A 19,201-nucleotide genomic window follows, 5' to 3' on the forward strand; every position below is an offset into this window, starting at 1 on the left:
TCAGCGGAGCGTTGAGCGCGCTCGAGAGTTTGGCGCTTTATGACGCCAGATGCGACCAGCTGCTCAGCGACCGCGTCTTGATAAATCGGCATCGTCCCTCATGATTATCCGGTTCGATCGCAAAATTTGAAATTAATGTTGCATACTGAATTAAAATATACTTAATTTTCTTTAATTCCAAATATAAAACTTGCCAATATGAGCTTTGGTTTTAGATGAGCGCTAATAAAATATACTCTATCAAGAATTTTTGCGAATAAAATTGGCATACATGCCACCAAATTTCAGGAGAAGTGACCATTTCTCAGTGTAAGAAAATTTTGTATACTTGGTCTTTGGTGAAGATGGCTGAGTAGTTATGATTTTATCACCAAAAATATAGTAATTTAAATTAATAATTTGGCGTGCCCTTTGGTCTGTAATTTGATATTTTAGGTTGCCGTATTCATCGAATTCGATTTGCACATTTCCGAATATCAAGACCGCCTCAGTGTCTTCCGGGTCGACATGCCACATTCCGATGAGACTCAAACTAGGATCTCCAATTGTTTCGATTTCGTCAGAAATCTTTGTCTTCGCAAACCTGTGATGCCAGGAGATTGGCCGGCCTCCCAAAGCCGGATTAATTTCTGATTGTCTAAAAATACCTCAAGATACGGGATAGCTTTAGGAAAAATCAACGCCGCTAATTCATGCAATATTGCATTCATGTCGACTTCAGGCGAAATTTCCCACCACTTGTCAGTCAGAGGGATCATAAATTCCCCTAAACGTTTACTTAAACGAGTATGATACTTTGTGCTGGAAAATTTAGCTTTTATATTATATCCCTATGGTTGAAATGTCGCTCCCTGTGAGCGAAAACTGACTGATTTGCTGCGCCATAAATATTTTAGATTTTTTTGACACTGCCTTTAGCCAATCATGCCATAGAGCCGCGTCGAGGGGGAGTGAATTTTCTATTTCATCTATATTAAGAGATCCAAGCAATACAGCTATATCATCAGAACCACCCCCTCCTCTTTTCCAATAATCATCAAGGAATTTTCGCATCGCATCGAATGCGACAAGTACGCTAATTTGATCTTCTTGCTTTATGCTACTCATTTAAACCTCGCCGCGAGATTCACTGGCGTTCGGTTTACACCTGAATTTTGAATTACACCACCCCTAAACTTGACCCAGCAAACTGGTCCGCGCTGAGCGCAAGTTTTTCGGGCATCCTGAACCCTGAAGGAGGGTGGATGCCATGCCTCGCAAACGCTTCACGAATGAACAGATCGCCTTCGCCCTGCGGCAGGCGGAGAATGGCGCGACGGTGGACGAGGTCTGTCGGAAGATGGGCGTCTCTGAGCCGACATTCTACCGCTGGAAGAAGCAGTTCGTCGGCATGGGCGTGTGCCGGAGATCCGACGGCTCAAGCCGCTGGAGGACGAGAACAGCAAGCTCAAGCGGCTGGTCGCCGACCTGACGCTGGACCGCTCCATGCTGCAGGATGTCCTGAAGGATCAGTGGTAAGGCCCGCCGCTCGCCGCGAGGTCGGTGGTCACCTGCAGGTGGCTTACGACATCAGCGAGCGTCGGGCCTGTCTGGCTACCGGCTTCGGCCGTTCGTCCCAGCGCTACAGGAAGCGAGCCGACCCTCAGGTCGCGCTGCGGATGCGGTTGAAGGAACTGGCCGCCTCACGGGTGCGCTACGGCTACCGGCGGCTGCACATCCTGCTGCGACGGGAGGGCTGGGAGGTGAACCATAAGCGCACCTACCGGAACAACCCGCGACGAAGGGCTGTCGATCCGGTCCAAGCTGCCCAAGCGCAAGCGGGCGTGGCGCTACCGTCAGGGGCGACTGGCCATCGGTGGACCGAACGAGGTCTGGGCGATGGATTTCGTATCCGATCGCCTCTTCGACGGTCGTCCGTTCCGGATCCTGACGGTCGTCGATTGCCACACGCGAGAGGCGCTCTCGCTCACGCCGAGAGCCAACTTCCGCGCCTTCCAGGTGACCGAGGCTCTGGACACCTTGGTCCGGCTGCGAGGTCGGCCCAAGAGCCTGCGGGTGGATAATGGACCGGAGTTCGCCGGGCGCATGCTCGACCAGTGGGCCTACCTGAACGGGGTCGAGATCGACTTCTCACGACCGGGCAAGCCGACCGACAACGCCTATATCGAATCGTTCAACGGCCGCCTGCGGGCGGAGTGCCTGAACGCTTCGTGGTTCCTGTCGCTGGCTGATGCCCGCGAGCGCATCGAGGACTGGAGGTGCCACGACAACGATGACCGACCTCATACGGCCCTGGACGGCTTGACGCCCCGAGCCTTCACCAATCAAGCTGTCACAGCCCGAGAACTTGCGTAGGTCGTGGACCACAAACGGGGTCAACTCCACCAGGCTCAAAAGCCATACCAAAGGGCGGACCACTTCAATGGGGGCTGATCAGTGCGCGTGGTACGTCGACGGGGCGATCGGCAGCACCCTGCAGATCGGCTCGACCCCGTAGGCATCGCGGTGCTCGTCGATGAACGCCTTCATCGTTTGAAAGGGCGGTCGAGCTCCGCCATCGCAACATATGCGCTGGCCTTCCGGAGGATCTCGTTGGCCTGACGCAACTCGCGGTTCTCCCGCTCCAGCGCCTTGATCCGCTCGCGCTCCTCCGTGCTCGGGCCGCCCCGTGGTCCCGTGTCCCGCTCGGACTGACGGATCCAGTTCCGGAGCGTCTCGCCCGAACAGCCGATCTTGGCCGCGATCGAGCTGATCGCCGCCCATTGCGAGGCATGCTCGCCTTGGTGGTCCAGGACCATCCGAACCGCGCGGGCACGGACCGCAGGGGAATACGGTGGGGTTCGCTTCGTCATCGCTCCATCCTCTCAAGAGTTGGAGCCTCCGGGAAACCCGGAGCGGTTCAGAGGAGCGCGAGCGGATCAAGGCGCTGGAGCGGGAGAACGCGCGATTGCGCCGGCTCGTGGCTGACTTATCGTTGGAGGGTCAGGTGCTGGCGGACGTCGCCGCGGGAAACTTGTAGCCCCGGAGCGACGCCGGCAGGCAGTCGACGCGATCCAGGAGAAGTACGGCCTCTCGGAGCGCCACGCCTGCCGGATCGTCGGCCAGCACCGGGGCACGCAACGCTACGTGCCCACGGTACCGCTGACGAGGATGCGCTGACCCGCGCCATCGTCGCCTTGGCGTCCGAGTACGGACGCTATGGCTACCGCCGCGTCACCGCGCTGCTGCAGGCAGCGGGTTGGCAGGTGGGGAAAGACCGGGTTCAGCGGATCTGGCGTCGTGAGGGGCTCAAGGTTCCGCAAAAGCATCGGCCGCGCAGCCGTCTTTGGCTGAACGACGGCTCCTGCGTGCGGCTGCGGCCGCTCCATCGCAATCACGTCTGGAGCTTCGACTTCGTGCAAGGCCAGACCCACGACGGGCGAAGCCTGCGTATCCTGACGCTGATCGACGAGCACAGTCGCGCCTGCCTGGCGCTGAAGGTCGCGCGGCGCATCAACAGTCTGGGTGTGATCGAGGCGCTGGCCGATGCGATGTGCCTGCATGGCATCCCGGAGAACATCCGCTGCGACAACGGCCCGGAACCGAAGGACCGCGCAGCGAGATGATCGCGAAGGCTTTGCGGAAATGGGTCGCCCAAACCGGTCCGCATATCCAGTATATCGCATCAGGATCGCCGTGGGAGAATGGCTATCGTGAGAGCTTCAAGGGCAAGCTGAAGGACGAGTGCCTATGCCAAGAGATTTTCTGCTCGCTCAAGGAGGCACAGACCATGATCGGGATTTGGCAGAATACCTACAATTGCGTTCGGCCGCATTCGTCCTTGAGCTACCGGCCACCTGCGCCTGTCACCTTCCCGGATCTGGCCTTCCGGCTACCCATGGCCGCCACCATGCAGTAGCCTCTCAATGGGCTCGGTCCAAAATACCGGTCAGGTCAAACGCGAGCAGCACCGGCGTCTTACTCGACCTACGACCGGGGCAGGCCGAATTTGAGGACACCAGGACCACGGAAGGCGGCTGCTTCGTCACCGTCCGTCCGAGTGGCGTCGACGGCTGGAAAGTCGAGCAGCGTGGCACCTGCGACCTACCTTGGGGCACGGTGTTCGCTGGCACCTACAAGCGTTGAGCATCGATGATCCGCAACGTCGCCAGATAGCCTCTTCGCTAGAACCCGCCGGACGAACCTCGACGCCCTTGCGCGATGTCACGGTCTCGGTAGCCCTTTACCGGAAAGCGAACCGCCGACGCCTCGAACATCTCGCGAAACGACTGTCGTGCGTCATGAAACTCGTCCGTCGCCGTCGGACCGTAGCCGATCTCGGCCTCGTTCCCTTCCAAGATCTGCGGGAAGACCGTGTCGCAGAACTGATCGATGGATGCCCCATGGTTCCGTCCGGGTCCCGCGAGCCCGGTGGCGACCGCGGGCGGGATCAGTTCAATCACCCGAACCTCGGTGCCGCGTAGAGAATGGCGCAACGTGACCGTGTAGCTATGGAGTGCCGCCTTGCATGCCGCGTAGATCGGCGCGAACGGCTGGGGGGCGTAGGCGCCACACGACGTCACGTTGACGACGAGGCAGGGGCAGCCCCTCGCGAGCAGACCCGGTAGCAGCAGCGTGTTGAGATGGACCGGCCCCGAGAGGAGCACATCGATCTCGGTCTGCCGCTCGACCCATGGCGCCTGGTCGTCGGCCAAGGCCACGCGACGCTGGATCCCGGAATTGTTGATGACGACGTTTAAGCCCGGCATCGTCTCCATGACGTGACGGGCGAGCGTCTCCCGGTCGGAGACGCTGCCGATGTCGCTCCGGACGCCGCGCAGGTTCGGATTGGTCACCTCCGCCTCGGCTGGGCGAATGCCATCCCGACCCGTGACGAGGACCGAGGCTCCCGAGGCAAGGAACCTCTTCGCGAGACCAAGCCCGATACCACTCGTGCCGCCCGTGATGAGAACCTGTGACCGCTGGTTCGCGAACATGAAGGAAGGCCTCCGAGGTCACGATGCGGCCCGACGGGTCATGGCGCGCCCGCGTCACCAGCGGTGATGCCAGCCCGCGTGCCGGAACCCGCCCCAGCGATGCCCGCCGCCATGCCAACCGACACGACGATGCCAGGCATAGTGGTAGCTATAATGCCAGCGGCGGCCGCCCCATCCACGATAGCCGAAGCCGCGGTACACCGGGCCGTATGCGTACGGACGGTAGCCGAGGTTCGGACGGCACCAGCCGTAGAAACCCCGGTGGAGGCCGAGGCCGCAGCCGTCACGGGCCTCGGCAGCCGAGCCGACCGTGAGAAGCCCCGCGGCGAGGGCAAGGGGTACGACGATCCTGCGGAACATGTTTCGCTCCAGACGTGTCCGGCGCGCGACCGGACGTGTGGAAAGGGAAAGGGTTTGGTCGGCTCAGTTCGGCCAACAGCGGCGCCCGTAGGGCCCGATGTGGAAGCCGGCCGGGCAGGACGCGCCGCGAACGTAGCCACCGGCCTGACCACCGGTCCGGCAGCCGCCGTAGGGACCGCGATGGGCGTACGGTCCGCAGCCACCGTAGACCTGGATGATCTCGGCTCCGTCCGACCCGTTCGAGACGGCATCCTGGATTAGGGGCGCAGCGGTGGCCGGGACCGCGATGGCGGCCAGGAAGGCGATTGGGGCGAGATACTTCAGCATCGTTGCATCCTCTGCTCTCGTGGAGTCTTGGCGCCGTCTCCCGACGCCGCGACCGATGAGGGCAGGATCGTCCCGGATTTCTTCCCGGATGTGACGGGCGGATGCGCCGGCGTAACGATTTGTAACGACGGCCTGGGTGGTCAGGCGATGGCGGGCAGCGTCAGGACGAGCCGGGCGCCGCCGAGTGCGGTTGCCTCGGCCACGACGGTGCCGCCATGCGCCTCGGCGATCTGCCGGGCGATGGCCAACCCCAGACCCGTCCCGCCAGTCCCGCGGTTCCTGGAGCGCTCGATCCGGTAGTACGGGCTGAACACCGCCGACCGCTCCGCTTCCGGAATGCCCGGCCCGTCGTCCTCGACCGCGACCTGACAGGTCGGCCCCGCACGCTGCACCGCGACCGCGACCGAGGAGCGTCCGAACTTGACGGCGTTGCCGATCAGGTTGGCGACCACCCGGCGCAGGGCGACCGCGTCGCCGGCGACCACGGCATCCGGTACGTCCTCGCCGGTCAGGCCGATGTTCACCCCCTGCGCGGCGTGCTCTGCGACCTCGACCGCGACGAGGTCGCCGAGGTCGACCGTCGTTCGGCCAACCTCGACGGCGGTACCCCGCGCGAAACCGAGCGAGGTGTCGAGCAGGGCGGTCATCGCTTCGAGGTCCTCGACCAGGCGCTCCCGGCGCTCAGGTTCGGCCACGCCCTCGGCCCGCAGCCGCAGACGGGTTAGGTAGGTCTTCAGGTCGTGCGAGATCGCGCCGATTAGCAGCGAGCGCTCGCCCATCAGGCCGACGATGCGCTCCTGCATGGCCTGGACGGCCTGGGACAGGCGCCGGATCTCGGGGGCACCCTGCGGAACGAGGGCCGGTTCGGGAGCACGACCGTCGAAGCGGGAGACCGCCTCGGTCAGCCGCCGCAACGGCGCAAGCTCGTGGCGCGCGCCGACGAGGACGAGGCCGGCGACGACAAGGCCGAGTGCCGCGACCCACAGGCTCAGCGGCTGCCCGAGCAGCCACGGCATCAGCGAGCGGTGCCCCTTGATGGCGGTGATGACCAGTGTCCGCCCGTCCGCGAGGGCGTACGTGGCCAGTGCGAGACTGCCGATGGACCGGTGCCGTAGTCCGGTGCCGATGTCCGTCGGACCGATGCCGCGGTAGAGCATGTCGGTGGTGGTGAAGGCGCGGATGCCACCTGCTGCATCGCCGGTCAGCCGATGGAGGCGTGCTTCGAGGACGGGTTCCCGGATCAGCGCGGCCTCGTCGGGGGGCGCAATCGTGATCTCGGCTCTCAGGGCTTCACCGCTCACTGCCTTCAGGATCGCCGGGCGTTGCGCGGGGTCCGCGTCCCGCAGCAGGGTCATGATGCCGGCGGCCTGATCGAGGCGAGGGAAACGCGTTGCGTAGGGCGAGGCTTCCTCATGCCGCTGCCACTTGTCCACTGCGACGGTTGCGAGCACCAGCAGCGAAAGCGCGCCGAGCAGGATCAGCATGATTCGGCCGAGCAGGCCGATGCGGCCCATCATATCGCCCGTCCCACCGGTGCGGCCAGGATGTAGCCGGCGTTACGCACCGTCTTGAGCAGGGCCGCCGCCGCGCTGCCCGAGGCGTCGAGCTTGTGCCGCAGGCGGCTCACCTGCACGTCGATGGTGCGGTCGAAGGCGTCCGCCGTCCGGCCGCGCGTCCAGTCGAGGAGTTGGTCGCGCGAGAGCACCCGCTGCGGCCGGGTGACGAAGCAGTGCAGCAGGTCGTACTCGGCACTGGTGAGGGCCACCACGGTGCCCGGCTCGCCCTTGGTCACGGTGCGGGCCGCGAGGTCCACGGTGAGGTCGGCCACGCGCAGTGTCTCCGAACCGGGATCGGCGGCCGATGCACCGCCGCTGGCCCGGCGCAGGACCGCTCGGATGCGCGCGAGCAGCACGCGGGGATTGAACGGTTTCGAGACGTAGTCGTCGGCTCCCATCTCCAAACCGAGGACCCAGTCGATATCCTCGTCCTTGGCCGTCAGCATCACGATGGGCGGACCGCCCGCCTCGCGCAGGCGCCGGCAGATCGACAGGCCGTCCTCGCCCGGCAGCATCCAGTCGAGGACGATCAGGTCTGGGGCGGGTCCGGTCGCGAGAAGCCGGTCGAGACCCGCGCCACCGTCGATGCCTACGACGCGGCACCCCTCGCTCTCAAGGTAGCCCGCGAGCTGGGTGCGGATGTCGTCGTCGTCCTCGACGATGGCGATGGTAGTGATGTCGGCCATGGCCACGAGGATAGGCCGCCGTGACCCGGCCGCAACGCGAAAGCGACCGCTGTCACAAAACGTTACATGCCGCGAGCATCCCGTCACATCCAGGAACGGTCCGGGGGCGACGGTCATCCGCATCGCAGCTCAGGCCCTCGGACGGGTCCCGACGAAGAGAGGCAACGGACGCATGGCCCCAGCCCAACTTGCATCCCCGCTCTGGCATGTCGTGACCGCGCTCGCCGTGGTCGGGACGATGGCCGTCCACGGAGGCACGGTCGACGCCGCGCCGCGGGAGGTCGCGGCCGCCACGTCTCGATCCGGTGACGGGAGCGAGACGTATCGCGGCTACCGGATCGAGATGGGCCCGGATGTCCCGAACACCGAGCTCGCCCAACTGCGACGGGCCGCCGAGCATCAGGTCGACCTCGTCGAGGCCACCGTCCTTGACGCTTCCACCAAGGCTTTCCTGCGACGCTTCCCGGTGGTGGTGCAGACCGGCGCGAGCGCGGGCAGCCACTACAACGGCGGCGAAAGCGTCGCGATCGCGATCGCGGACCCGGGCGACGACCGTCCGATCCTGCTGCACGAGTACATGCACGTGTACCACTTCCGTATGCTGCCCGACGGCAAGCGGAACCCGGACATCCTGGCCTTCTACGAGCGGGCCAGGGAGGGCGGATTCTACCCGGCCGGTGCCTACGTCCTGAAGAACCCGAGCGAGTTCTTCGCGATGACCGCCAGTGCCTACCTGCACGGCAGACTGGCGCGCGAGCCCTTCACCCGCGAGGAGCTTCGGCAGAAGCAGCCGGTCTACTTCGGCTACCTGAACCGACTGTTCGGCAGACCGCGAGCCGTATCGTCCGAAGCCATGCAAACGTCCCGGCCGGCGCGGCCATGAGCATCGACCGACGTTCGCTGGTACTCGGGACCGCCGCCGTGCTCGCGGCAGGCCGAGCGGTTGCCGGAACCGCGTCCCTTCGGCTCTGGCCGGATGACCCGCCGGGCGGAGGTGGACCAGGGGGGCCGCCCGCGGTCAACGGAAAGGGCGCCGTCAGCAACATCGCCGTTCCCGGTCTGGAGGTGTTCGCGTCGTCCCGGCCGAACGGCACGGCCATGCTGGTCGCCGCCGGCGGCGGTTACAAGCGCATCGAGTTGGAGAGGGAGGCGCGCCCGGCCGCCCGCTGGCTCGCCGCGCACGGGATCACCGCCTTCGTTCTGAGCTACCGCCTGCCCCGGGAGGGCTGGACCCACGGACCGCTGGCCCCGCTCCAGGACGCGCAGCGCGCCTTACGCGTGATCCGGTCGCGGGCCGCCGCATACGGCGTCGTTCCGGACCGGATCGGCGTCCTTGGCTTCTCGGCCGGCGGCCACCTGATGGGCCTCGCCGCGACGCGGTCGGCATTCGCGTCCTATCGATCGGGCGACGCGACCGACGCCCTGCCGGCCCATCCCGCCACGGCGGCGCTGATCTACCCGATCATCACCCTTGAGCCGCCCTACGACCACACGTCGACGCGCGTCCAGCTGGTCGGCCGCCACCCCGAACTCGACCTTAGCGCGGACTGGTCCGTCGAGACCCATGTCCGGGCCCGCTGCCCGCCGGTGTTCCTGGTGCAGGCCGAAGACGATCCAATCTCGGACATCGCCAACAGCCGAATCATGGCCCGTGCCTGCGAGCGCGCCGGCGTGCGGGTTGAGGTCCATACGCTTGCGAGCGGCGGCCACGGCTTCGGCATGGGGAGGCCGGGTAACCCGAGCACGCAATGGCCAGATTGGTACGAGGCATGGCTCTCCAAGGCCGGCGTGCCGGCCTGATGACCATGTACGGACCGCCCAATCCGGAGGGAGAAAATGACACGCTCGCTTTTGCGAACGATGACCGCATGCGCCTTGGTCCTGATCGCCGACCAAGCCCTGGCCGACGCCCTTCCGCTCCGCCACGGATCCTACGTGGCGGTCGGTACGGACTGCAAGGACCCGCCGAATGTCGCCTTGCGGACCTACGACGGCACCGGTCTCGGAAGTTCCAAAGCCGGAGACTGCCGGGCCCACATCGTCATGCACGAGGGCGCCATCTTCGGGATCGAGCAGACCTGTAGGCAGTATGGCGGACCGGACCTGGCGCGCGCGACCGAACCCTTGACCATCCGCATCGACGGCCCAGCGGCCTACACCGACCTGACCGGCGGAAGCGCCGAAAGCTATCGCCTTTGTCCGGGCCTTACGTCGTGATCACGGCGCGCGCGGAAGCCAATCGCTCGGCCCCGGAGACCCTGCGTTACAGGCTTGGATCCCCAAGGCGCTTCGCGCCGATGGCTCCGTCATCGCGGTGTTTCTCTCCCGGCGACGGGGGGGCTAATCTCCGCCGGCACCTCAATGCCGGGATGTCGACCTGCCTTGCCTGCGCGAAACCATTCGCCCGTCTCGCCCGAAGCCGACCGACATCCTTTCGGTGGGATCGACGGCCGGTTGGCCACCGTCGCCCGGATCCTCACGGTGCTCGCCATCGTATCGCAGGGGGCTTGCCACCGGGCGGGTGGGTGCTCGGCCGGCGACGCCGACCCCTTATCGGCCGATGCGGCGGAGCGGCGGATAGAGGCCATCCTTCCGAAGGATTGGAGCGTCGGCCACAGGGTGAATGTGGCCGTGCCCTACGGCGTCATTCCCGGTCCCGGCGGGAGCGAGGCATCGTCGATCTTCCTGACGCTCGTCGGGCCGGAACAGGTCGAGATCAGCGGCTACTACTGCGAGCATGGCTCCTACTGCGCGCAGCCCGTACAGGCGCGTGAGGCCGTCGAGGTCTGGATCATGTCGACAGCTTTCGCCGACGCTGCGGGTCCGGTCGCCTGGACCACCCGAGGCGCCTCGCTGATCGCGAGCTGCCATGGCCGCGCGATCTACGGCCTGGCGTCTCGCTACGCCGGTGAGGCCATCGACTTCGATGCCGGTTTCACGGGCAGCTCCACAGAGACGTCGCGCATGCCGCAGGCCTCCGGTGACCTGCCGGTCTCGTGGAGCACCTGGCGGCAGGCTCTCGAAACGGCGGTCCGGTGATCGGGGTCGGCCGTTACCTCGATCCCGTTCCCGGCCGATCATCGCGCCGGGGGGCCGGTGCATACTTGGCCCGGGCTTGGATCGCTCACCGTGCGGATGGAAAGGATCCGGAATGACCGACGAAGTCGAGATCGTCCACGTCGCATGGGGACCGAGCAGGGCCGACAGCATCCGAGACGCCCTGCGTCTGAAGGGCAGCGCGGGACGGGTCATAGCCCTTTCCCATGCGTTAAATGTCGGCCCCATCGATACGCTCGACGCGGACGCGCGCCGGGTGTGGGCCAGGGCGAACTTGCGCGACGACGACCCGAACCGCGATTGGCACGAACCGGAGGCACCCTGGTCGGAAGCCACGTCGCTCGGCGTCCATCCGGTCTACTGGGTTTGCCGGACGGATGCCGGCGAGCACGCAAGCTTCCTGGAGTTCGCCTCACGAATGGCCGGCCGGCCATTCGACATCGTCGACGCAACAGGGTTCGACCTCGCGACCATCGGCGGGATCTCGCCGGTTTGGTCCCTCGGCCAGGTTCGGCCCGAGGAGATCGTGGCGTTGAGTCTCGTCGGGAGGCGCCGCCCGTTTTCCCAGGCCGAAAGCGACGCCGCAGTCGAGGCCTGGTCGCGGTTGCGGCGGGAGAACGCGCCGCTGCGCATCGTGCGCGACGGCCGATTGGTGTCTGCGCCGCTATCCCAATTCGATGCCGTCCTGACGGCCCAGACCACGCGGGAACGGGAGTTGCTCATCAAGCTGATCGGCCGCGCGCTCAATCACCTGAATTGCGAGGCGGATTCGCCGGGACAGGGCACCGGCGACGAACTCCTGTTCGCCCGTGTCCTCGCCCTCGGTGAGGCCGACGCCCTGGAGGTCACCGGATCGGGACCGGGCATGCGCGACTACTTGGTTCGCCTGCCCGACGACCATTCGCTGACCTGAGCCACGGAAGCCCTGCCAGGCAAGGTCTGGCTGCTGACACGAAGCAGTGAGTGTGCCCACTTAAGGGAACGTCCGTTTCTATGCATTGTCACCCGAAAGCAGACCGGCGGAAATCCACCCTGACCAGTCATCCCGATAGCGACCCAACACAGTCGTAGGAACCGCCATCAGCGCTTCCCGAAAGCGGCCATTCGTCGGCCGTCCGGCAACATCGCGGCGCTTGATCGTCATGGCCGCGCCTGGGCTGGAATGGACACCATCAACGCGGACTTGAGCCCGTCGATGAACCGACGCACGCGCGGCGGCATGTGCTGCCGGGTCGGGAGAACCGCCCAGATGGCCAACTGCTCCGGCTCGACGTCGTCGAGCGTGACGGTCCTGAGAGTGCCGTCGGCGAGGTCCTGCGCCACGTCCCAGTAGGTCAGCAACGCGAGTCCGGCGCCCGCGACGCATGCGGCGTGCACCGTATCGACGCTGCTGGCCGCCAGCCTGCCCTTGATGCGCTTGGCGACTGGATGTCCGGCCTGGGCGAATGTCCACGCGTCCATCGCGTGCAGCGTCAGGCAGGCGTGCGCATCGAGGTCCGCGAGACTCCCGGGGCAACCGTGCGCCGCGAGGTAGGCCGGCGCGGCGCACAGGATTCGTGGGTTGTCCGCAACCCGCACGGCGACCAGTTCGGAGGCCGGCAGGGTCGCCACCCTGATCGCCACGTCGATTCCCGCGGCCACGATGTCCACGATCCCGTCCGAGAAGGTCAGGTCCAGCTTGAGGCGCGGGTTCTCCGCCATCAGCCGGACGACCAGGGGCACGACGAGGGCTCGGCCGATGCGATGGGGCGCAGTCACGCGCAAGATGCCGCTCAGGCCCTCGTGATGTTCGGAAAAAGCCGCGCTCGCCGCCTCCCGCGCTTCCAGCATCGTCTGCGCGAGCGGCAGGAACGTCTCGCCGTCCGCCGTCAGCGCGACGGATCGCGTGGTGCGGTGGATCAGGCGCACCCCCAGCTCAAGTTCCAGCGCCGCCAGGCGCCGACTGACCGCCATCGGGGATAGTCCCGCCTGCCGCCCCGCGGCCGAAAGGCTGCCGGTCGTGACGATGGCGCAGAACAGGGCCACATCCGCGAGGTTCATCGGCATATCATTGAGCGATAAAATGCTTATCGTCCATCCTGGCTACAGAGTGGATGACCCGGCGGTTAATTTGCTCTCAATCGAGCTGAGAGAGCAGGTCGGAGGTCAGACATGAGCGCGAACAGGGACAGCCTTTTCACCGAGACTGATATAAGTGGCGTCTCGCTGCGTAACCGCTTCGCGGTCGCTCCGATGACCCGCGTGAGCGCCTCCGAGGACGGAACCGCCACCGAGACGATGGCCCGCTACTACGAGCGGTTCGCCCGCGGCGGCTTCGGCCTCGTGGTCACTGAGGGCATCTACACCGACCAGGCGTTCGCCCAGGGCTACCTCAACCAGCCTGGCATCACCGACGACGGCCAGGCCCATGCCTGGCGGCCGGTGGTCGACGCCGTGCATCGGCACGGCGCCCGCTTCGTCGCCCAGCTCATGCATGCCGGCGCGATCAGCCAGGGCAACCGTTTTCGCGATGCCACCGTCGGTCCCTCGGCCGTGCAGCCCAAGGGCCACCAGATGGAGTTCTACTACGGCGAGGGCGCCTACCCGATGCCCGCAGCCATGACCGAGGAGCAGATCGCCGACGCGGTCGAAGGCTTCGCCGCGTCGGCGGCACGGGCCGTGTCGGCTGGCTTCGACGGCGTCGAGATTCATGGCGCGAACGGCTACCTCATTGACCAGTTCCTGAGCGACTACGCCAACCGGCGCAACGACCGGTGGGGTGGCGATACGCTTCGGCGCACCACGCTCGTGCGCGCCGTGTTCGAGGCCGTGCGGGCCAGGGTCGGGACCAACGTGCCGGTCGGCGTGCGCATCTCCCAGGGCAAGGTCAACGACTTCGTCCACAAGTGGGCGGGCCGCGATCAGGACGCCGAAGCCATCTTCGGCACGCTCGCCGAAGCCGGGGCCAGCTACATCCACGTCACCGAGCACAAGGTATGGGAGCCTGCCTTCGAGGGCGGTCGCGACAGCCTCGTCGCGCTGGCCCGCCGCTACGCGCCGCATGTCCCGCTGATCGCCAACGGCGGCGTGCAGGATGCGGCGCGGGCGCAGGAGGTCATGGCCGCCGGGGCGGATATCGTGGCCCTCGGCAAGGCCGCGCTCGCCAACCCGGACTTCCCGAACCGTGTCAGGGCGGAGCGGGAGGTGGCCGCGTTCGACCCCGCCATCCTCGGACCCATCGCCAACATCAAGCCGAGCGAGTTGGCCGCCTGAGGGGTGCAAAACGAAAGGGCGCGGAAAGCCGACAGGCCCCCGTGCCGTATAGGCGAACGTGGAGCATGAACCATGAGCGATGATCTTGGCACGGCGACCGTGAAGCCTGCCCGCACGAAGATCCACGTCTGGATCGACTTCGTCTGTCCGTACTGCCTCCTGGGGGAGCAGCTCATCCGGGCCGCCACCGACGGGCTCGACGTGGACATCGTCTGGATGCCCTTCGAGCTGCGCCCCTATCCGACTCCCACGCTGCGGCCGGAGGACGACTACCTCCCCACGGCCTGGAAGCACGGCGTCTACCCCGCCGCCGAGCGGTTGGGCGTCCCGATCCGGCTTCCGACGGTCTCTCCGCAACCGTACACCCGCAAGGCGTTCCTCGGCCTCCAGTATGCCGTCGAGCACGGGCGGGGCGATGCCTACGTGGACGCGGTCCTGCGCGCCTTCTTCCAGGAGGATCGCGACATCGGCGACACCGACGTGCTCAAGGCGGTCATCGAGGGGCTTGGCCTCGATCCTGCTGGCCTCGACGCGGTTCTCGCGTCGCCGCTCCATGGCGCACGCCATGACGCGGCATTGCTGGAAGCGCGGGAGGCGGGCATCCGCGCCGTCCCCTCGGCAGCCGTCGGCAACCGGCTGTTCTCGGGCATGCCACAGCCTGAGGTGCTGCGTGCCGAGATCCTGCGCCAAGTCACGTAGTCCACTGCGGCGGCCAGGAACAAGGGCCGTCCTGTATGAGGGAGAGGAAGCGCATCATGGCAAAGGAAATCCTGGTCGGCTTCGGTGTCGACGTCGACGCGGTGGCGGGTTGGCTCGGTTCCTACGGAGGCGAGGACTCCCCGGACGACATCTCGCGGGGACTGTTCGCCGGCGAGGTCGGCGCGCCACGCCTGCTGAAGCTCTTCGACAGGTGGGGCATCAAGACCACCTGGTTCATCCCGGGCCACTCGGTTGAGACGTTCCCGAAAGAGATGAAGGCTGTGGCCGAGGCCGGCCACGAGATCGGCATCCACGGGTACTCGCACGAGAACCCGATAGCCATGACGCCGGAGCAGGAAGAGGAAGTCCTCGACAAGTGCATTGCCCTGATCGCGGAGCTGTCGGGTAAGCAACCGACCGGCTACGTCGCGCCGTGGTGGGAATTTTCCAACGTCACGAACGAGCTCCTGCTCAAGAAGGGCATCAAGTACGACCACTCCTTGATGCACAACGACTTCACGCCCTACTACGTGCGCGTCGGCGACGCCTGGACGAAGATCGACTACGCGGGCAAGCCGTCCGACTGGATGCGGCCGCTCGTGCGAGGCGACGAGACGGACCTGATCGAGATCCCGGCGAACTGGTACCTCGACGACCTCCCGCCGATGATGTTCATCAAGAAGTCCCCGAACAGTCACGGCTTCGTCAACCCGCGGCACCTCGAAGAGATGTGGCGCGACCAGTTCGACTGGGTCTACCGGGAAATGGACTACGCCGTGTTCCCGATCACCATCCATCCGGATGTGGCGGGACGCCCGCAGGTGCTCATGATGCTTGAGCGGCTCTACGAGCACATCAAGGGGCATGCTGGGGTGCGCTTCGTGACCATGGACGAGATGGCGGACGACTTCGCCAAGCGTCAGCCCCGCGGCAAGTGAACCACGGCCGGGCGGGGCCTCGCCCGCCCGGCCCGGTAACGGAAGGCTTCGCGCCATGTGCTCCCTCTGCGGCGTTCTCGGATGCGACGACCACTGGACGAGCGCGGTGGCGCGGCCGGGCGTCTACACGCGCAACACCGACCGCATCACCCGACGGCGCGAGGCCGCGCGGCGCCTCGCCGTCGCCAACGCCCTCCTGTCCACGCGCCGCCTCCGCCTGTCCGAGTGGCAGGCGCGGTCCTACGTCCTGGCCTCGCCGACCGGAAGCACCCGGATCTTCGATGCCCTCTCGCATCTCTGGTCCGAGGCGGGGGCGCTGGCGGGACGTCCCTTCGACCCACTCGATCCCGACTTCATCGCGTCGGTCGAGGCCATCCGATGAGCGGGCCGACACCCGTCCATCTCCTCACGGGGTTTCTCGGCTCGGGCAAGACGACGCTGCTGCGCCGCATGCTCGCCGATCCCGCGATGGCCGGCGCGGCCGTGCTCGTCAACGAGTTCGGTGAGATCGGGCTCGACCATGAGCTTCTGGAGCGCGTCGACGACACCGTGGTGCTGCTGAAGTCGGGCTGCCTCTGCTGCACGGTGCGCGGGGAGCTCGCGGAAGCCTTGCTCGCCCTGCACGCGCGACGCGCCCGAGGCGAGGTGCCCTTCTTCGACCGCGTGGCAATCGAGACCACGGGCATGGCCGACCCCTATCCGGCCCTGTCGACGGTCCGGTCCCATCCGGTGCTGCGCAGCCACTACCGCAACGCCGGCGTCGTAACGACGGTCGATGCGGTGAATGCCCTTGGCCTGCTCGACACGCGGCTGGAGGCGCTGCGCCAGATCGGAGCGGCGGACCTGCTGGTGCTGACCAAGACCGACTTGGCCGCGCCCGGCAGGGTCTCGGACATGGTTGCCCGCCTCGCCTCGGTGAACCCATCCGCCCGGGTGGTGACGGCGTCCGAGGCAACCGCCGCGGACTTCCTCGCCGAAGCAAGCGACACGCCGACTGCACCCGCCGTCTCGCTCCCGCACCACGGCCACGCCACGTTCCTTGCCGAGACGCCCGTGACCTCCTTCTACCTAGAAATCGAAGAACCCATCGATTGGACGGGGTTCGGCCTCTGGCTGACCATGCTCCTCGACCGGCACGGGGAGAACGTCTTCCGCGTGAAGGGCATCCTGAACCTCCAGGGCGAAGAGCGCCCGGTGGCCGTGCACGGCGTCCAGCGTCTGGTCCACTCGCCGGTTCATCTGGAGCGCTGGCCGGACGGGCGCAGGGCGTCGCGCCTCGTCTTCATCGTCCATGGACTGGACCACGCGAGGATCGAGGCATCTTTCCGCGCCTTCGACGCGATGTCCCGCCGGGTCACTGCCCGCGGAAGCGCTGCTTGAGCGAAAGCCCTCGCGAGCGAGCGCGATGGCAGTGCCTGCTTCTGCCAACTCCCACCCCGAAGCGGACCTGCCGAAATCCACCCGACGTGGTCGTAGAGCGGACAGACGGGTCCCGACCCAACCCCGCCATATCGACTGACCCACGTCGCGCTCGAAAGCGGGCGCCCCTCACGACTCGCTTCGGGGCCGGCGGCACCCGGCACCCAACGCCTTGCGATGGGTGCTACGCCTTCTCGACGATCGACACTTTGCCGTCGCGCTCGACAATGGCGACGCCGACCTGGTCCATGTCTTCGAGGCCCTGCTGCCGGGCGGCCGTGCGCACGTCGGCCTGCTGCATCCGCAGGCGCCGCATCTGGGTCTCGTCCCAGTCGCCGTCGCGATAGACGACGATGGGCGTGCCATCGCAGATGCGCTCGAACCAGATGTAGCGCAGCTTCAGCCACGACACGGCCACGTGCATCAGGCCGACCGTGAAGATCGCGCTCATGGCGCCCACGAACGACTTGTCGTCGCCGAGCACGGCGCTGACGCTCATGCCGCCGAACAGGAACAGCACCACCATGTCGATGGGGGCCTGCTGGCTGGCGGTTCGGCGCCCGATGAGGCGGATGACGAAGAGGACGACGAGGTAGGCCGCCGCGGCCTTGAAGACGGTGCTCATGGCTACGGGACCGAATACTGCGACCAGGACAGGGTCTCGCCCGCGTCCAGACGCGCCCAGAGTTCGACGCCACCGCGAAAGCCGGGCGAGCCCGCGAACAGGATCGCGACCCGCTCCTGACCCTTCACCACCGGGAACTCCAGGCGGATGCTGTCGGCGCCGGCCTCCCAGCGCGAGGGGCGGGGAATGATGCTCTCCAGCCCGAAATGGTCCGCGAGGCCCTTGGCCATGGTCACGGCGACCTTATCGCCGCCCGGCGGGACGCGGGTGTCGAACTGGACCTTGGTGGGGGCTCCGAACCGGACGACCGGCTCGTAGCGGAGCTTGATCGAGGCATCGGCGTTGGCGGCCTCGCGCTCGCTGAACAGCCCCTGGCCGAACGCCCCTAGGACGTTGGCGGCGACGAAGGCGACCATGACCCATCGGCCGATCACCTCGGCCCTGCGCCACCTGACCTCGAACGCCGGGTAGAAGCCGCGCGCGATCTCCTCGCGCATCGGCGGGTCGGGATGGATGACTTCCAAGATGTCTTCCTTGGGCATGGGTATGGGCGGGACCGCCCTGGACGGGAGCCAAGTCGTCGGACCTGCCGTCGGGTCCCTGAACGAAGCGCCGTTATCGGCGATGACGCGGGATCGTGATCGCTCCGTCCGGTCGGCGGGGCCGGATCACGCCCGCCGGGATCCGGCTGTGATTCGGCTCGGCGACTCAGGCGGCGAGCGGATTGGCCTTCCGGATCTTTCCATCGAACTCGACGTGGATCTCGTGACGGACCCCGTCCTTCGCTCCGACGATCTCGAAGTGCTTCGGCTTGCGCTTGGGCTCCCCCTCGACGGCGTAGCCCTCGGCCGCGACCGCGGCGAGCGCGGCGGCCGGGTCCGCCGGTCCGTGCCTGCCGTCCGCACCCTTGCCGTCCCCCTTGCCGTCCCCCTTGCCGTCGGCCTCCTGAGGCTTCTTCGGCCACGGGATGTCGCGCGTGGTGCCGTCCGCGAGGGTGATGGAGAACACCTTGATCTCGGAGGGCTTGCGCGCGCCCTGGATCGTGATCCTGTCGCCCTGGGCGATCGCGATGCCCTCGGCCCCCTTCGGCCCCAGGTCGGCGAGGACCGGGCCGTCCTTGCCCTCGAGGGCGAAGCGGTGGCCGAAGACGGCCCAGACGGTGCCGGTGACGGTCTGCATGTCGTTCATGGGAAATATTCCTCAGGATGTCGTTTGCCGGCCTGGCGCACGGGATTCTCGCCGTGCCCGGACGGGCCCTGTCCGTGAAGCGCCGATGGAAGGCGGCGCCCGCCCCTGCTGGGGTTGC

The 19,201-nt window shown here is 66.2% G+C and carries 21 protein-coding genes, 3 pseudogenes and 1 other annotated feature; of the genes and pseudogenes, 12 read left to right on the forward strand and 12 right to left on the reverse strand.

The genetic code is table 11. The annotated features are described in order from the left end of the window. Positions 1 to 240: 240 nt before the first annotated feature. Complete coding sequence (locus tag ACXJY8_RS03790) at positions 241 to 531, reverse strand: hypothetical protein (RefSeq protein ID WP_463776154.1); 291 nt, start codon at positions 529 to 531, stop codon at positions 241 to 243. A 291-nt stretch (positions 532 to 822) separates the two neighbouring features. After that, positions 823 to 1,107 carry a hypothetical protein gene (locus tag ACXJY8_RS03795; protein ID WP_463776155.1) on the reverse strand — a complete coding sequence of 95 codons (285 nt, stop codon included), beginning with the start codon at positions 1,105 to 1,107 and terminating at the stop codon, positions 823 to 825. 142 nt (positions 1,108 to 1,249) lie between these two features. On the opposite strand from ACXJY8_RS03795, the pseudogene ACXJY8_RS03800 reads away from it, so the two are divergent. Then, positions 1,250 to 2,355, forward strand: a pseudogene (locus ACXJY8_RS03800) (IS3 family transposase). Between the two features lie 81 nt (positions 2,356 to 2,436). Here ACXJY8_RS03800 and ACXJY8_RS03805 read toward each other — a convergent pair. Continuing rightward, positions 2,437 to 2,852: pseudogene (locus ACXJY8_RS03805) on the reverse strand (transposase); the annotation flags it as partial. Further along, positions 2,455 to 2,571, reverse strand: a sequence feature (AL1L pseudoknot). (Overlaps the previous pseudogene by 117 nt.) 68 nt (positions 2,853 to 2,920) lie before the next feature. On the opposite strand from ACXJY8_RS03805, the pseudogene ACXJY8_RS03810 reads away from it, so the two are divergent. Further along, a pseudogene (locus ACXJY8_RS03810) lies at positions 2,921 to 3,898 on the forward strand (IS3 family transposase); the annotation flags it as partial. 265 nt (positions 3,899 to 4,163) lie between these two features. On the opposite strand, the gene ACXJY8_RS03815 reads toward ACXJY8_RS03810, so the two are convergent. From ACXJY8_RS03815 to ACXJY8_RS03835, 5 genes are all read right to left on the reverse strand, one after another. Next, a complete protein-coding gene (locus ACXJY8_RS03815) occupies positions 4,164 to 4,976 on the reverse strand; it encodes an SDR family NAD(P)-dependent oxidoreductase (RefSeq protein ID WP_463776156.1) in 813 nt (270 codons plus the stop codon). A 54-nt stretch (positions 4,977 to 5,030) separates the two neighbouring features. Then, complete coding sequence (locus ACXJY8_RS03820; RefSeq protein ID WP_463776157.1) at positions 5,031 to 5,336, reverse strand: GCG_CRPN prefix-to-repeats domain-containing protein; 306 nt, start codon at positions 5,334 to 5,336, stop codon at positions 5,031 to 5,033. 63 nt (positions 5,337 to 5,399) lie between these two features. Then, complete coding sequence (locus tag ACXJY8_RS03825) at positions 5,400 to 5,663, reverse strand: GCG_CRPN prefix-to-repeats domain-containing protein (protein WP_463776158.1); 264 nt, start codon at positions 5,661 to 5,663, stop codon at positions 5,400 to 5,402. Positions 5,664 to 5,803: 140 nt separating this feature from the next. Further along, entirely contained in the window at positions 5,804 to 7,180 is a 1,377-nt protein-coding gene (locus tag ACXJY8_RS03830) for a sensor histidine kinase (RefSeq protein WP_463776159.1), read from the reverse strand. Further along, a complete protein-coding gene (locus tag ACXJY8_RS03835; protein ID WP_463776160.1) occupies positions 7,177 to 7,905 on the reverse strand; it encodes a response regulator in 729 nt (242 codons plus the stop codon). Before ACXJY8_RS03835 ends, ACXJY8_RS03830 begins: the two co-directional genes overlap by 4 nt. Before the next feature lie 211 nt (positions 7,906 to 8,116). Here ACXJY8_RS03835 and ACXJY8_RS03840 point away from each other — a divergent pair, with 211 nt between their 5' ends. From ACXJY8_RS03840 to ACXJY8_RS03860, 5 genes are all read left to right on the forward strand, one after another. Next, positions 8,117 to 8,788 carry a hypothetical protein gene (locus ACXJY8_RS03840; protein ID WP_463776161.1) on the forward strand — a complete coding sequence of 224 codons (672 nt, stop codon included), beginning with the start codon at positions 8,117 to 8,119 and terminating at the stop codon, positions 8,786 to 8,788. After that, a complete protein-coding gene (locus tag ACXJY8_RS03845; protein ID WP_463776162.1) occupies positions 8,785 to 9,705 on the forward strand; it encodes an alpha/beta hydrolase in 921 nt (306 codons plus the stop codon). The genes ACXJY8_RS03840 and ACXJY8_RS03845 overlap by 4 nt, the downstream gene beginning before the upstream one ends. Positions 9,706 to 9,741: 36 nt before the next feature. After that, positions 9,742 to 10,122, forward strand: coding sequence for a hypothetical protein (locus ACXJY8_RS03850; protein WP_463776163.1), 381 nt, complete (start codon positions 9,742 to 9,744; stop codon positions 10,120 to 10,122). Positions 10,123 to 10,359: 237 nt separating this feature from the next. After that, positions 10,360 to 10,944: a hypothetical protein gene (locus ACXJY8_RS03855; protein ID WP_463776164.1), complete on the forward strand. Its 585-nt coding sequence runs from the start codon at positions 10,360 to 10,362 to the stop codon at positions 10,942 to 10,944. Positions 10,945 to 11,056: 112 nt separating this feature from the next. Continuing rightward, the gene (locus tag ACXJY8_RS03860) at positions 11,057 to 11,875 is read left to right on the forward strand and encodes a DUF3658 domain-containing protein (RefSeq protein WP_463776165.1); all 819 of its coding nucleotides are present in this window, start codon (positions 11,057 to 11,059) and stop codon (positions 11,873 to 11,875) included. Between the two features lie 227 nt (positions 11,876 to 12,102). On the opposite strand, the gene ACXJY8_RS03865 is transcribed toward ACXJY8_RS03860, so the two are convergent. Then, the gene (locus ACXJY8_RS03865; RefSeq protein ID WP_463776166.1) at positions 12,103 to 13,008 is read right to left on the reverse strand and encodes a LysR family transcriptional regulator; all 906 of its coding nucleotides are present in this window, start codon (positions 13,006 to 13,008) and stop codon (positions 12,103 to 12,105) included. 105 nt (positions 13,009 to 13,113) lie between these two features. Between ACXJY8_RS03865 and ACXJY8_RS03870 the strand changes: the two genes are divergently transcribed. From ACXJY8_RS03870 to ACXJY8_RS03890, 5 genes are all read left to right on the forward strand, one after another. Continuing rightward, positions 13,114 to 14,214, forward strand: coding sequence for an oxidoreductase (locus ACXJY8_RS03870; protein ID WP_463776167.1), 1,101 nt, complete (start codon positions 13,114 to 13,116; stop codon positions 14,212 to 14,214). 72 nt (positions 14,215 to 14,286) lie between these two features. Continuing rightward, entirely contained in the window at positions 14,287 to 14,913 is a 627-nt protein-coding gene (locus tag ACXJY8_RS03875) for a DsbA family oxidoreductase (protein ID WP_463776170.1), read from the forward strand. Positions 14,914 to 14,969: 56 nt separating this feature from the next. Then, positions 14,970 to 15,851, forward strand: coding sequence for a polysaccharide deacetylase family protein (locus ACXJY8_RS03880; protein WP_463776174.1), 882 nt, complete (start codon positions 14,970 to 14,972; stop codon positions 15,849 to 15,851). Between the two features lie 55 nt (positions 15,852 to 15,906). Then, complete coding sequence (locus ACXJY8_RS03885) at positions 15,907 to 16,233, forward strand: hypothetical protein (RefSeq protein ID WP_463776178.1); 327 nt, start codon at positions 15,907 to 15,909, stop codon at positions 16,231 to 16,233. Then, positions 16,230 to 17,231, forward strand: a complete 1,002-nt coding sequence (locus tag ACXJY8_RS03890) for a CobW family GTP-binding protein (RefSeq protein WP_463776181.1) — start codon at positions 16,230 to 16,232, stop codon at positions 17,229 to 17,231. The genes ACXJY8_RS03885 and ACXJY8_RS03890 overlap by 4 nt, the downstream gene beginning before the upstream one ends. A gap of 223 nt (positions 17,232 to 17,454) precedes the next feature. On the opposite strand, the gene ACXJY8_RS03895 is transcribed toward ACXJY8_RS03890, so the two are convergent. The 3 genes from ACXJY8_RS03895 to ACXJY8_RS03905 all read right to left on the reverse strand — a co-directional run bounded on the left by ACXJY8_RS03895 (position 17,455) and on the right by ACXJY8_RS03905 (position 19,083). After that, the gene (locus ACXJY8_RS03895; RefSeq protein WP_463776183.1) at positions 17,455 to 17,895 is read right to left on the reverse strand and encodes a DUF421 domain-containing protein; all 441 of its coding nucleotides are present in this window, start codon (positions 17,893 to 17,895) and stop codon (positions 17,455 to 17,457) included. A gap of 2 nt (positions 17,896 to 17,897) precedes the next feature. Beyond that, on the reverse strand, positions 17,898 to 18,419 hold the full coding sequence (locus ACXJY8_RS03900) for a hypothetical protein (protein ID WP_463776186.1): 522 nt from the start codon (positions 18,417 to 18,419) through the stop codon (positions 17,898 to 17,900). 184 nt (positions 18,420 to 18,603) lie between these two features. Beyond that, positions 18,604 to 19,083, reverse strand: a complete 480-nt coding sequence (locus ACXJY8_RS03905; RefSeq protein WP_463776189.1) for a hypothetical protein — start codon at positions 19,081 to 19,083, stop codon at positions 18,604 to 18,606. Positions 19,084 to 19,201: the final 118 nt, after the last annotated feature.

The organism is Methylobacterium sp. TK31 (genome assembly GCF_055361545.1).